A 12,877-nucleotide genomic window follows, 5' to 3' on the forward strand; every position below is an offset into this window, starting at 1 on the left:
TCGAGGTGGGCCCGTGGGAGGCCGATCAGGACTCAGCAGGCTGAGCCGCGTGGGTCAGTGGTCGTGGCCCTCGTGGTCGCCGCCCCCGTCGGAGGGCTCGGCGTCGTGGTCGTGGCCCTCGCCCTCGTGGTCATCACCCTCATGGTCATGGCCCTCGTGGTCGTCACCCTCGTCGGAGCTGTCCGAGTCGGAGCTGTCCGCCCCGGGGGCGACCTCGTACTCCCCCGAGGCGGTGCCGGTGGTCACCTGGATCTCGTGCGGGACGACGGGCAGCTCGAGCTCGCGGTAGGTCTCGCCGCTGGCGACATCGACCATGACGAGCTTCTGCGCCTGCGGATCCACGACGAAGGCGGTGCCGTCGGCGACGGCCATCATCGGCGCGGCCTGCTGCCACTGGTCGGGCTCGGTCCATTCCTCGGTCACGGGGACCTCGTGGAGCATCTCGCCGGTCTCGGGATCCAGGATGTTCAGCTCGCCGTCGGTGGTGAGGACCAGGGCCTCGCCGTCGGGGCCGCGGTCCAGGGAGCGGAACCAGTACTCCGACCCCAGGTCGACGATCTGCTGGGAGGCATCGCGGGTGTCGATCAGCGCGATCTCCGTGGGCCGCTCGATGCCGCCGGCGGGCTCCGCCTCAACCTTGTGGTCCGCGAGCACGATCGGGGAGTCCTCGTGGCCCTTCTGGTTGCCGGAGCGCTGGTAATCGCCCTCGATCTCGACCTTGTGGAACTCGCCGTCGCGGTAGACCACGGAGCCGTTCTCGCAGCCCAGGCTGATCACGTCCCCGCTCTCCGTCGACTGCGCGGCGGCCTCGCCGTGCACACCGGGGCAGTCATCTGTCTCGGCAGTGACGTTCCCGTCGGCGTCGAGGACCTGGACGGTGCTGCGGGCGTCCTCGGTGCCCTGGGTGGTCAGCAGTCCGCCGTCGGACAGCGGCACCGCCACCCCGTGGTGGGGGTCCTCGGTCGCGGTCTCCTCGAGCACCCCGAGGTCTCCCTCCGCCAGGGCTGTGGGGTCGATCAGGGTGATCGCCCCGGTGCCGTCGGCGAACAGTGCGGTGCGGTCGCCGTGGGGCACCACATGGCCCGGATGCGGGGCCTCGACGGAGAGGTCGGTGAGGGCGGGCTCCTGCACGTAGTAGTGGAAGTGGTCGCCGTGGCCCTGGGCGAGCAGGCCCGTGTCGTACATGGTGATCGCGTCGGAAGCGCTGACGGCGACGTGCCGGCCGTCGCCGGCCGGGTTCAGGCGCACATAGCCCTCGAGCTCGGCGGCACCGAGCGTGGCGCCGTCGGCCGAGTCGAGGGTGGTCACCCCGCCCTCGTGCGCGAGGACGATCCGGGGGCTGAGCGCCCCGACCTCGGTGCGGTCGGAGGCCGGAGCCGCCTCCGCACCCCCGCCGTCGGAGGAGGCGTCGGCGTCCCCGCTGCTCGAGCCGCCGCAGGCGGTGAGCGCGAGCACGCCCGCGCCGAGGAGGGCGACGGCGCGCCGCTTTACGATAAGGGTTCTCATCTGCATCATGCGAGGAAGACTAGCAGTTGTCGAGAATCATTCTCGACCCCGCAGAGGTGCACTGGATCACACCTGCCGCCGCCAGGATGCCTCGAGCGCACACGGCGAGGGGTCGCCGATGCAGGGGCCGAGGGGGTCGACATGACGAGGCAGGACACGTCTCGGGAACCAAGGCGCCGGCCGGCTCGCCCGCTCGCGGCCCTCGGCGCGCTGCTCGCGCTGAGCGGCTGCTACCTGCTGGAGCCGGATCCGCTCCCCCGAGGCACCGAGGACGTGACGATCGAGGCCGGGGAGACCGTCCAGGTGGACCTCGGCTCCTGGTCCCCAGGGGTCGGCGACGACTGGGGAGTGCTCCCGCAGGCGCAGGAGGGCACGCTCGAGGCGCGCGTGGTCATGAACAGCGAGGTGTTCGGAGTCAGGGAGCGCCGTGACAGACCGGAGGCCGGCGGCGAGCTCCCCTATGCCGTCGAGCTGACCGGCCTCGCGCCCGGCACCTCGACGGTGCGGATCCAGTACTGCTATCGCACCGCCATCACCGAGGACTGCGAGCAGCGGCCGCACGAGGACCGGGTCGCGCCGCTCGAGATCGACGTGACGGTGGAGTGAGTGCGTCGGGATGGGACGCCGGAGTGCGGACACCGGGGCGCGCAGGCAGCTCCCCGGGCCGCCCCCCGAGGCCGGAACGACCGAGCCGCCGCCCGCCCCGTGACGGGCAGGCGGCGGCTCGGTCGTTCCGGCGGCTGTCGGACCTCCCGGCACCCACCAGGGCACCCGGCACCCGGCGGGGACGCCGATCGGGGTCGGCTCAGATGACGCCGAAGGCGATCATCGCGTCGGCCACCTTGCGGAAGCCGGCCACGTTCGCGCCCACCGCGTAGTCGCCGGGGCGACCCACCTCCTCGGCGGTCTCGAGGCAGGTGTTGTGGATGTTCTTCATGATCTCGGTCAGGCGGTTCTCGGTGTGCTCGAAGCTCCACGCGTCACGGCTGGCGTTCTGCTGCATCTCGAGCGCGCTGGTCGCGACGCCGCCGGCGTTCGCGGCCTTGCCGGGACCGAAGGCGACGCCGGCCTCGCGGAGCACGGCGACCGCGTCCGGGGTGCAGGGCATGTTCGCGCCCTCGGAGACGGCCTTGACGCCGTTCTTGACAAGGGTGCGCGCGGCGTCGGCGTCGAGCTCGTTCTGGGTCGCACTGGGCACCGCGATATCCGCCGGGACATCCCAGACGCTGCCGCCCTTGACGAAGCGGGCACCGTCGCCGCGGCGCTCGGCGTAGTCGACGATGCGGCCGCGCTCGACCTCCTTGACCTGCTGCAGCAGCTCGAGGTCGATCCCGTTCTCGTCCACGACATAGCCGGAGGAGTCCGAGGCGGTGATGGCGATGCCGCCGAGCTGGCGGATCTTCTCGATCGCGTAGAGGGCGACGTTGCCGGAGCCGGAGACGGCGACGCGGCGGCCGTCCACGGAGGAGCCCCGGGCCTTGAGCATCTCGTCGGCGAAGATCGCCGCGCCGTAGCCGGTGGCCTCCTTGCGCACGAGCGAGCCGCCCCAGTCCAGGCCCTTGCCCGTCAGGGTGCCGGCCTCGTAGCGGTTGGTCAGGCGCTTGTACTGGCCGAAGAGGTAGCCGATCTCGCGGGCGCCCACGCCGATGTCCCCGGCAGGGACGTCGGTGTACTCGCCCATGTGGCGGTGCAGCTCGGTCATGAAGGACTGGCAGAAGCGCATGACCTCGCCGTCGCTGCGGCCGTGCGGATCGAAGTCGGAGCCGCCCTTGCCGCCGCCGATGGGAAGGCCGGTCAGGGAGTTCTTGAAGATCTGCTCGAAACCGAGGAACTTCACGATGCCGAGGTTCACACTCGGATGGAAGCGCAGCCCGCCCTTGTAGGGACCGAGCGCGGAGTTGTACTCGACGCGGAAGCCGCGGTTGACCTGCACGATGCCGTCGTCGTCGACCCAGGGGACCCGGAAGATGATCTGGCGCTCCGGCTCGCACAGCCGCATGAGGATCCCGTGGTCCTGGTACTCCGGATGACGGTCCTGGATGACCTCCAGCGACTCGAACACCTCCCGGACTGCCTGGTGGAACTCAGGCTCGCCGGCATTGCGGCGGAGCACCTGGTCGTAGGTTGCCTGGAGCGTCGAGTCGAGCATCGCGGTCCTTTCAGGGGGCCGGGGCCCCCGAGGTGAGGGGGTCGCCGCGGAAGCGGTGATCACAGCGCGCCCAGGGTACGCGGAGGGCCGACGGGACGTCATCGCGCGTTCAGCGAGTGAACATGCAGGACCGTGTCGCGCGCATGCACAGGCATTTTGCGGATCCGGGGCTGTTGCGCAGGTCACGCCGCAGCGTTCGCCGCACCGCCTCGCGAACCTCCCCCGGATCGTGCTCGACGATGCATGGACGGCGACCTCCCGGGGCACGCTCCGCAGGAACGGGTCAGGCGTGGTCGCCCTCGTCCGGGGTGAAGATCTCCTCGATGGTGCATTCGAAGAGGGCCGCGATCCGGAAGGCGAGCGGGAGGGACGGGTCGTACTTGTCGTTCTCGAGAGCGATCACCGTCTGGCGGGAGACGCCGAGCGCCGTGCCGAGCTCCGCCTGGGACCAGCGGCGCTCGGCGCGGCGGGCCCTGAGGTCGTTGCGCATCGCGAGCCCCTCTCAGCGGTACCGGACGGCGGAGACGACGGCCCCCACGATCCACGAGAGCATGAGGATCGAGAAGGCGAAGATCCAGTTCATCGCCGGCAGCAGGGAGAACTGCAGCACGCCCACGGCGAGGATCAGCGCCGTGGAGACGACGAAGGCGAGCAGGATCGCCTCGGCGATCTTTCGGCGCTCGAACTCGTCGCCGCTGCGATACATGTCGATGTTCGCCCAGGCCATCAGGGCGACGCCGGGGAGCACGAGCAGTGCGGGGAGCCAGGCCGGGAAGCCGATGGCCTCCGCCACCTGGGTCAGCGCCAGGCTGGCGACGTACAGGACGACACCTCCGACGAACCGGACGGCGAAGACCCGGTTGGCGCGGGTGCGGGCGGTGGCGGTCATGGCGACTCCTTCCCTCGATGGGGTTCGATGCGAGTGCGACGCCCTGGCCGGAGCCTCGGCATCGCCGTCCCTCGAAAGTAAAGCGTGCTTGACCGTGATGTCACGGTCCCTTTACTGCAGACGTCAAGGTCGCCCGACACGCCGGGTGCGCATCGCGCCGGGCGGAGCCCGCTCGCTCACCCCAGGCGCACGTCCAGCTCCCGCTGCAGCCAGGCGGGGTCGTCCGTGGTGATCGTGTCGACGTCGCAGGCGAGAGCGACCTCGAGCTGTGCGACGGAGTTGACCGTCCAGGGGTTCACGGCGAACCCCGCCACGTGCACGGCCTCGGCCGCGCGCAGGCTGAGCCCGCCGATCGAGGGGCCGATCCCGGCCGCGCCGAGCTCGCGGGCGGTCACGATCGCCTGCTCGTCGACCTGGAAGACCAGATAGGAGACGGGCGTCCCGGCAGCACGACGGATCTCGGCGAGCGCGTCGGCATGGAAGGAGATGACCGTGGAGGCGGCGGCCGGGGATCCTTCCGGCAGTGCGGAGAGGATCTCGGCGACGGCTCGCGCGGCGGCAGCGACCTTGACCTCGATGAAGACGGGAACCGTGGTCATCTCCAGCAGTTCGGCGAGGGAGGGGATGCGCTCCCCCGCCTCCAGCAGCACGGTGTCCAGCTGCGCCCTCGTGAGCTCACCGATCGCTCCGGTGGCAAGCGGCGAGTCCTCGGCGGCGGTGCGGTCGATCGTCTCGTCGTGCATGACGACCACCTCCCCGTCGGCGCTCAGGTGCACGTCGCACTCCAGCAGCTGCGCTCCGTCCTCGATCGCTCGCCGGAAGGCGCCGAGCGTGTTCTCGGGGGCGTGGGCCGAGGCGCCGCGGTGGCCGACGATCGCGGGCCGCGACCGCTCGGCCGGGACCGGCTGATCGACCAGGACCGACGGATCGGGCGAGTGGGACCGGGCGGCATGATCGACGGACTGTGCGGGCGGGACGGACTGCGAGGTCATGACTCTCCTGAACGGGACGGGACGGTCGGTGAGGCGCCGACGACGACAGGTCCACCGCACCACGGATTCCGGCCGCGGCCGCGACGATCCGCTGGACCTCGCGCATGACCTGCCTCACGCCGGAGTCCGTCGCGCCGGGCCGGGGCGCTGCCCGCCTGGCGGTGGGCCGGTCCGGGCGGCTCGCCCGGGAAGGGGAATCCGATGAAGCACAGCGAGCAGCACAGCACACCGACCGACGTCCGCACCCGGAACCGGGCGCCCCGGCAGCGCACCCTGCGCTCCCGCGGGGGCCGACGGCGCCCCCTCTGACGACCCAGAGGACTCCGAGGGCGACGGCGACACCACGGGCGGAGGCTCCGCGGGCGAGCACCTCTTCGAGGGGACCTGGGGCTTCGGCCACGACGCCAAGGTGCTCGACGCGGAGGAGCTCGCTGACGTGATCGAGGAGGAGGCGGAGGCCCGCGGCCCGGAGGAGATGAGCCTCGAGGTCGAGTGCGGCGACGGGGTGGACACGGACGCCGGGGACGACACCGCGGAGTGCATCGCGTACGCCGACGAGGGCGTCGAGCACCTCTGGCTCGTCACCGTCGGCCCGGCGGACGCCGGCCTGGAGGTCGAGATCGAGAACGCGAGCTGACCATGCCCCGGCCGGCCCAGGTCAGGTTAGCCTGCCCGAACCGCATCTCCGCAGGTCAGGACAGCCTTTCCATGCGTGACAAGCCCGCCCGAGAGGTCTAGGGTCGGGGTCATGAAGATGAGCAATGACCTTGAGAAGAAGTTCCAGGAACAGATCACCCTCGAGTTCGAGGCCTCGATCACCTACCGCCAGCTGGCCATCGAGGCCGATGAGCAGGACCTCCCCGGCATCGCCGCGTGGCTGCGCCACCAGGCGGACGAGGAGATCGTCCACGCCAACAAGTTCATCCAGCACCTCTCGGACCGCGACAACCACGCCGCGATCGGCGCCATCAAGGCCCCCGGCGTGAAGCCCGGGCTGTCCGTGCTGGAGATCTTCGAGGCCGCGCTCGCCCACGAGCAGAAGGTCTCCGAGGCGATCCGCGAGCTCTACCGCAGCGCGGACAAGGAGGGCGACTACGACTCCCGCCCGCTGCTGAACTGGTTCGTCGACGAGCAGATCGAGGAAGAGGCTACGGCCTCGGAGATCATCGGTCGCGTCAGGCTGATCGGCGACGACGGCTCGGGCCTGCTGCGCCTCGATAGCGAACTGGGCGCTCGCCCGACGGAGACCACCGAGGGCTGACCCCTCCTCGCCCCTCGCGGCGCCCTGAGCAGGAATGCTCAGGGCGCCGCGCTGTGCGCGGAGGTCTCCGCTCTGCCACGGGCCCCAGCGCTGCCGCGGGTCTCAGCCCTGCTGCGAGTCGGTTCGCTCCTGCGGTGCGCGTCGCAGCCACGGGTCCCGGTTCAGCCACGGGTCCCGGCGCAGCAGCATCACCAGTGAGACCGCCAGCGCGAGGATGACCAGGATGAACGGCGCGGCCGAGAGCATCACGGCGGCCTGCAGGGCTTCCAGCCCGCCGGCGTAGAGCAGCACTGCGGCCGTCGCCCCGGTGAGCAGACCCCACATGCACATCATCGAGCGGGACGGGTCCATGCGGCCGTCCGAGGAGATCACCGAGAGCACATAGGTGTTCGAGTCCGCACCGGTGACGAAGTAGAGCACCACCAGGGCGATCGCGACCACGGAGGTGAGCGCGGTCAGCGGCAGCTGGTCCAGCAGGCCGAAGAACGCGGTGTTGACGTCCGCCGCCGCGGCCGCACCGATCCCGGCGTCCCGCTCAAGGTCCATCCACATCGCCGCCCCGCCGAACACGGTGAACCAGGCGGAGAAGATCAGGGTCGGCACCCCGAGCACGACCAGCACGAACTGACGGATGGTGCGTCCACGGGAGATGCGGGCCAGGAAGATCCCGACGAAGGCGCCCCAGGAGATCCACCAGGCCATCATGAAGTAGGTCCACCCCTGCATCCAGGCCAGCTCCTCACCGTCCGTGGGAAGCAGCAGGCTGATCTCGACGAAGTCACCGACGTACCCGCCCAGCGCGCGCAGGAAGAGCGAGATCAGCCAGCTGGTGGGGCCGGTGATCAGCACGAACAGCAGCAGCGCTGCGGCGATCACCATCGTGGCCTGGCTCAGGTAGCGGATTCCCCGGCCGATCCCGCTCATCGCGGACGCGGTGAACACCACGGTGACCAGCGCGATCACGACGATCTGCACCCCGGTGGAGGTGAGCTCGAGACCGGTCACCAGGCTGAGGCCCTGACTGATCTGAGCGGCACCGAGACCGAGGGAGGTGGTGGTGCCGAAGAGCGTGGAGAGGATGACCAGGACATCGATCGCCTTGCCCAGGGCGCCGTCGGCGTGGCGCCCGATCAACGGGCGCAGGATCGGCGAGACCAGACCCTTGTTCCCGAGGCGGTGGGTCGAGTACCCGATGGCGAGGCCGAAGGTGGCGAACACGGCCCAGGCATGCAGGCCCCAGTCCAGGAAGGTGAAGCGCAGTGCGTCGACGACCGCCTCCTGACTGCCGGGCTCGGCGAGATCATGCGGCGGGGTCACCAGGTGCGAGACCGGTTCAGCGACGCCGTAGGTGATCATCCCGATGCCCATCACTGCTCCCAGCAGCATCGCGAGCCAGGCGAGGGTGGGGTACTCGGGCCGCGAATCGTCGGGCCCCAGACGGATCTCCCCCACCCGGGTGAGGGCCAGCACGAGCAGCAGGCCGATGAGGCCCAGCGGGATCAGCATCAGGGACCACCCGCTGGTGGCGGTGACCCAGCGCATCGACGCCCCGGCTGCGGCGCTCAACTGCGCAGGGAAGAACCCGGCGACGGCGAGGAGGGCGAGGATCAGCGCCACGGAGATCAGGAAGACGCTGTTCAGGGAGCGTCCGGGCAGATGCGGCGCCTCCGGGAAGCGATCAGCCTCACGGCGGGCGCGACGTGCCTCGGGACTGTCGTGGGTGGCCTCTGGGCGCGGCGGGGCGGCGGATTCCTGCGTGATGGCACGGTCCGTTCATCGGGGCGGGGATGGAGGGGGCGGCCTCGGCGTGGGAAGGCGGCGCCGGGCGGCGTCACGACGGGGAGGCAGCGGCTGCGGGGCGAGGATCCGCGCGCAGAGCGCTCCACGGTACGCGGCCACCGTCCCGGATCGCGCCATCGCGACGAGATATGGGGCGCAGATCTCGCGCCGACGCTTCGTCACCCATGGGGCGGTGCCCCGTCATTCACAGCCAGGTGCCTGCGCACACGGACCGGCGCCGGCATTCGCACAGCGGGTGGAGCGGCTCGACAGCCGCCTCGCAGACCGGCCTCTAGTTCAATGCTCAACTACCAGGTAGGGTGGCCTCATGCGTGCTTTCGGATTCCTCAGCTTCGGCCACTACGGCGGCAGCCCCGCCCAGGGCGGTCTCAGTGCCCGCCAGATGCTCCATGACGCGATCGACATCTCCGTCGGCGCGGACCAGATGGGCGTGAACGGCGCCTACTTCCGCGTCCACCATTACGCCAAGCAGTCCGCCGCGCCGATGCCGCTGCTCGCCGCCGTCGCCGCCCGCACCCAGCGGATCGAGGTGGGCACCGGCGTGATCGACATGCGCTACGAGAACCCCCTCCACCTCGCGGAGGAGGCCGCGGCGCTGGACCTGATCGCCGACGGCCGGGTGGCGCTGGGCATCTCCCGCGGCGCCCCCGAGGCGGCGGACCGCGGCTGGGAGTCCTTCGGCTACACCGGCTCCACGGATCCGCGCGGCGCGGACATCGCCCACTCGAAGTTCGAGGTGTTCCTGCAGGCCATCCAGGGCGCTCCGATGACGCGGGCCGCCGCGCAGCCCTATATGTCCGACGCCGCACCGCACGCCCCGCTGCGGATCGAGCCGCAGTCCGAGGACCTGCTCCGCCACATCTGGTGGGGTGCGGGCTCGCGGGAGACGGCCGAGCGCACCGGCGCACAGGGCCTGAACCTCATGAGCTCGACCCTGCTCACCGAGGCCACCGGCGCGGCCTTCGGCGATCTGCAGGCCGAGCAGATCGACGTCTACCGCGAGGCGTTCCGGGAGGCCGGCCATGAGCACACCCCGCGCGTGTCCGTCTCCCGCAGCGTGTTCCCGATCGTCACCGAGCAGGACCGCCTGATGTTCGGCATGCGGCCCGGCGGGGACTCCGACCAGATCGGCATCATCGACGGCACCCGCTCCACCTTCGGCCGCTCCTACACGGGCGAGCCGGATCAGCTGATCGAGCAGCTGAAGGCCGACGCCGCGGTGCAGTCCGCGGACACCCTGCTGCTGACCATCCCGTCGCAGGCCGGGGTGGACCTGAACCTCCACATCCTCGAGTCCTTCGCGGCCCACGTCGCGCCGGCGCTCGGCTGGACGCCGAACACGGAGGGCCCCGTCCAGGGCGAGCCGGTGGCCTGACCTCGCGGTGCTCGGCGGGGCGGTGGGCCGCCGTCCCGAGAGGCCGATGCGCAGGGCGGCCGACGGGCGGAACGGTGGGCCGAGGGGCGGGCGCCGGCCACGTAGCCTCGGGGGATGCTCCGCATCGCGACCGCCAACATCAACGGGATCCGCGCCACTCATCGCCGAGGGTTCGGGGACTGGCTGGCCGGGCGCGGTGCCGATGTCGTCGCGCTGCAGGAGGTCCGCGCGCAGCAGGACAAGCTGCCCGACGACGCCTTCGGCGACTATCACGTCGCACTCGACACCGGCACGCTGCCGGGACGCAACGGGGTCGCCGTGCTCACCCGTCGGGCGCCGGCGGCGATCCGCACCTGGAGCGGAACCGCGCTGGTGGGCGTCCCGGCATGCTCGGCGTCCGAGCTCACGGAGGTCCCCGCCCCCGACCACGTCCCGCTCGCGCGGGGCCTCGGCCGCTTCGCGCACGAGGGCCGGTACCTCGAGGTCGATCTCGCGGACGCCCCTCTCACCATCGCCTGCCTCTACCTGCCGAAGGGCGGCCTGCCGGCCCACCTGCAGCGCCCCGAGAGGATGCGCGAGGCACCTGACGGCGGGGCGCGATACACCCGGAAGATGGGGTTCATGGCGGCGTTCTCCCGCCACCTGGTCCGCACCCGGCGTGCCGCCGCGGCGAACGGTCGCGAGTTCCTGCTGATGGGCGACCTGAACATCGCGCACACGCGTCAGGACCTCGCCGCCTGGCGGCGCAACCAGGGCAACGACGGGTTCCTCCCCGAGGAGCGCGAGTGGTTCGGGCAGCAGCTCTCGCCGCGCACGCTCGTGGACGTGGTGCGCAGTCTGCACCCCGAGAAGGAGGGCCCGTACTCGTGGTGGTCGTGGCTGGGGCAGTCCTTCGCGAAGGACGCAGGGTGGCGGATCGACTACCACCTCGCCTCGCCCCGCCTCGCCCGCAGCGCGCTGCGGGCCGAGGTGGACCGGGAGTTCCGGGGGCAGCGCCTCTCGGATCACTCCCCCGTCGTCGTGGACTACGACCTGGCCTGACCGGATCTCCGGCGGCGCTCCCCCGTGGAGGGCGGCGCGTCGGACGACCCTGACGCAGGGGCGACCATGTCGCCTTGGTGAACTCCACCCGCCGGCTCGATGAGCGGCCGATGACGTCTTCCGCAGGTCTTCGCAGACCGGAGGGGGCACGGGATCCCGCGTGATATTCCTGAAAAGAATTTTTCCTCCACGCAAGGATCATGATGGATCTTTCCGCAGGCCTGCACCCCATCGAACCCTCCCAGCCCACCCGCTTCATCGCTCCTGACCGTCGCGCGAACCTCACCCGACAGCGCCGTATGAGCCGGCGGATCTTCACCGCGGCCTCGCTCACCACGCTCACCGCCGCCGGGGTGCTCGGCATGCAGCCGGCCCGAGCGGACGGCAGCTGGCGGGTCCAGGACCCCTTCACCCTCGGCATCGCCTCGGGTGACCCGACCAGCAGCTCGGTGGTCCTGTGGACCCGCCTGGCGGTGGACCCGCACGCCCTCGATGGCCGCGGCGGCATGCCCAGCACCACCATCGAGGTGAGATGGGAGCTCGCGAACGACGAGAGCTTCCGCTCGATCCTGCGCCGGGGCACGGAGACGGCCCGCCCCGAGGAGGCGCACAGCATCCACGTGGAGCTCGAGGACCTCCCGGCCGGTGCCGAGTTCTTCTACCGCTTCCGCGTCGGGCGCCATGTCTCCCCCGTCGGCCGCACTCTCACCACCCCGCCGCACGGCGACACCCGGAACCTGCGGATGGTGCACCTGTCGTGCGCGCACTGGGAGGGCGGGTGGTTCACGGCCTACCGGCGCGCCGCCGAGGACCGGCCGGATCTGGTGTTCGGCCTGGGCGACTACATCTACGAGGGCGGGCCGGGGACCGGCAAGATCCGGACTCATCCGCACAAGCTGTGCACCACGCTCGAGGACTACCGGCTGCGCTACGCGACCTACAAGACGGACCCGGACCTGCAGCTCCTCCATGAGACCGCACCCTGGATCGTGACCTGGGACGACCACGAGGTCCAGGACAACTGGGCCGGCGAGCACCCGAAGGACGGCGTGCCCACCGACGCCTGGATGGCGCGGCGGATCGCGGCGCAGCAGGCCTACTACGAGAACATGCCGCTGCGCCGGTCCAGCGCACCGGTGGGCGCCTCGATGCAGCTGTTCCGCAGGCTCAGCTGGGGGGACCTCGCCACGTTCCATGTCCTGGACACCCGCCAGTACCGCGATCTGCAGGCCTGCCACGACGGAGGGAAGAACTGGTGGTTCGTCGACTGCGAGGAGCAGACCTCCCCGGACCGCACGATGCTCGGCGCGGACCAGAAGCAGTGGCTGCTCGACGGGATGGCGGAGTCGACCGCGACCTGGCAGCTCCTGGCCCAGAGCGTCTTCTTCGCCAAACGTGACAACGCCGCGGGCCCCGACACCTCGCTCGGCTCCGACGGCTGGGACGGCTACCGTGCCGATCGCGACGAGATCGTGAGGACGTGGGCCGAGCGCGGCGTGACGAACCCGGTGGTGCTCACCGGGGACGTGCACGTGCACTTCGCCAATGAGCTGACGGCGGATTTCTGGGAGCCGGACTCCCCCACCGTCGGCGTCGAGCTGGTCACCACCGCGATCACCTCGGGAGGCGACGGCAGCGACGTGGTCCGCGGCGAGGAGGAGGTGCTCGCCGAGAACCCGCACATCAAGTACATCCGCGGCCGTCGCGGGTACGTCCTCTCGGAGCTCTCCACCGAGGAGCTGCGGGCGGAGTTCACGACGATCCCCGCCGTCACGATCCCTGACGCACCGGTCTCCGTGGACCGGACGTACATCGTCCCGGCGGGGGAGCCCGGCCTGCACCAGGCGTGAACCGGCGGCCCGGG

12 protein-coding genes are annotated in these 12,877 nt (G+C 71.0%); 6 read left to right on the plus strand and 6 right to left on the minus strand.

The genetic code is table 11. The annotated features are described in order from the left end of the window. Positions 1 to 54: 54 nt before the first annotated feature. Positions 55 to 1,506 (minus strand): hypothetical protein, encoded by a 1,452-nt coding sequence (locus tag VF289_RS02110; RefSeq protein WP_330880612.1) that lies wholly within the window; start codon positions 1,504 to 1,506, stop codon positions 55 to 57. A 141-nt stretch (positions 1,507 to 1,647) separates the two neighbouring features. On the opposite strand from VF289_RS02110, the gene VF289_RS02115 reads away from it, so the two are divergent. Then, positions 1,648 to 2,112, plus strand: a complete 465-nt coding sequence (locus tag VF289_RS02115; RefSeq protein WP_330880614.1) for a hypothetical protein — start codon at positions 1,648 to 1,650, stop codon at positions 2,110 to 2,112. Between the two features lie 199 nt (positions 2,113 to 2,311). On the opposite strand, the gene gdhA is transcribed toward VF289_RS02115, so the two are convergent. From gdhA to VF289_RS02135, 4 genes are all read right to left on the minus strand, one after another. Then, complete coding sequence (gene gdhA / locus VF289_RS02120; protein ID WP_330880616.1) at positions 2,312 to 3,655, minus strand: NADP-specific glutamate dehydrogenase; 1,344 nt, start codon at positions 3,653 to 3,655, stop codon at positions 2,312 to 2,314. Between the two features lie 283 nt (positions 3,656 to 3,938). Continuing rightward, positions 3,939 to 4,145 carry a helix-turn-helix transcriptional regulator gene (locus VF289_RS02125; RefSeq protein ID WP_330880618.1) on the minus strand — a complete coding sequence of 69 codons (207 nt, stop codon included), beginning with the start codon at positions 4,143 to 4,145 and terminating at the stop codon, positions 3,939 to 3,941. Between the two features lie 12 nt (positions 4,146 to 4,157). Next, on the minus strand, positions 4,158 to 4,544 hold the full coding sequence (locus VF289_RS02130) for a hypothetical protein (protein WP_330880619.1): 387 nt from the start codon (positions 4,542 to 4,544) through the stop codon (positions 4,158 to 4,160). A gap of 176 nt (positions 4,545 to 4,720) precedes the next feature. Then, positions 4,721 to 5,536 carry a glycerophosphodiester phosphodiesterase gene (locus tag VF289_RS02135; protein WP_330880621.1) on the minus strand — a complete coding sequence of 272 codons (816 nt, stop codon included), beginning with the start codon at positions 5,534 to 5,536 and terminating at the stop codon, positions 4,721 to 4,723. Between the two features lie 409 nt (positions 5,537 to 5,945). On the opposite strand from VF289_RS02135, the gene VF289_RS02140 reads away from it, so the two are divergent. Next, entirely contained in the window at positions 5,946 to 6,173 is a 228-nt protein-coding gene (locus tag VF289_RS02140) for a hypothetical protein (RefSeq protein WP_330880623.1), read from the plus strand. Between the two features lie 111 nt (positions 6,174 to 6,284). Beyond that, positions 6,285 to 6,797: a ferritin gene (locus VF289_RS02145; RefSeq protein WP_330880625.1), complete on the plus strand. Its 513-nt coding sequence runs from the start codon at positions 6,285 to 6,287 to the stop codon at positions 6,795 to 6,797. Between the two features lie 102 nt (positions 6,798 to 6,899). On the opposite strand, the gene VF289_RS02150 is transcribed toward VF289_RS02145, so the two are convergent. Then, positions 6,900 to 8,558: a BCCT family transporter gene (locus tag VF289_RS02150; RefSeq protein ID WP_330880812.1), complete on the minus strand. Its 1,659-nt coding sequence runs from the start codon at positions 8,556 to 8,558 to the stop codon at positions 6,900 to 6,902. 346 nt (positions 8,559 to 8,904) lie between these two features. On the opposite strand from VF289_RS02150, the gene VF289_RS02155 reads away from it, so the two are divergent. The 3 genes from VF289_RS02155 to VF289_RS02165 all read left to right on the plus strand — a co-directional run bounded on the left by VF289_RS02155 (position 8,905) and on the right by VF289_RS02165 (position 12,863). Continuing rightward, positions 8,905 to 9,972, plus strand: coding sequence for an LLM class flavin-dependent oxidoreductase (locus VF289_RS02155; protein ID WP_330880627.1), 1,068 nt, complete (start codon positions 8,905 to 8,907; stop codon positions 9,970 to 9,972). A 114-nt stretch (positions 9,973 to 10,086) separates the two neighbouring features. Continuing rightward, positions 10,087 to 11,013, plus strand: coding sequence for an exodeoxyribonuclease III (locus VF289_RS02160; protein WP_330880629.1), 927 nt, complete (start codon positions 10,087 to 10,089; stop codon positions 11,011 to 11,013). A gap of 200 nt (positions 11,014 to 11,213) precedes the next feature. Further along, on the plus strand, positions 11,214 to 12,863 hold the full coding sequence (locus tag VF289_RS02165) for an alkaline phosphatase D family protein (protein WP_330880631.1): 1,650 nt from the start codon (positions 11,214 to 11,216) through the stop codon (positions 12,861 to 12,863). The last annotated feature ends 14 nt before the right edge of the window (positions 12,864 to 12,877 follow it).

This window comes from Brachybacterium sp. (assembly GCF_036379615.1).
Classification (GTDB): Bacteria; Actinomycetota; Actinomycetes; order Actinomycetales; family Dermabacteraceae; genus Brachybacterium.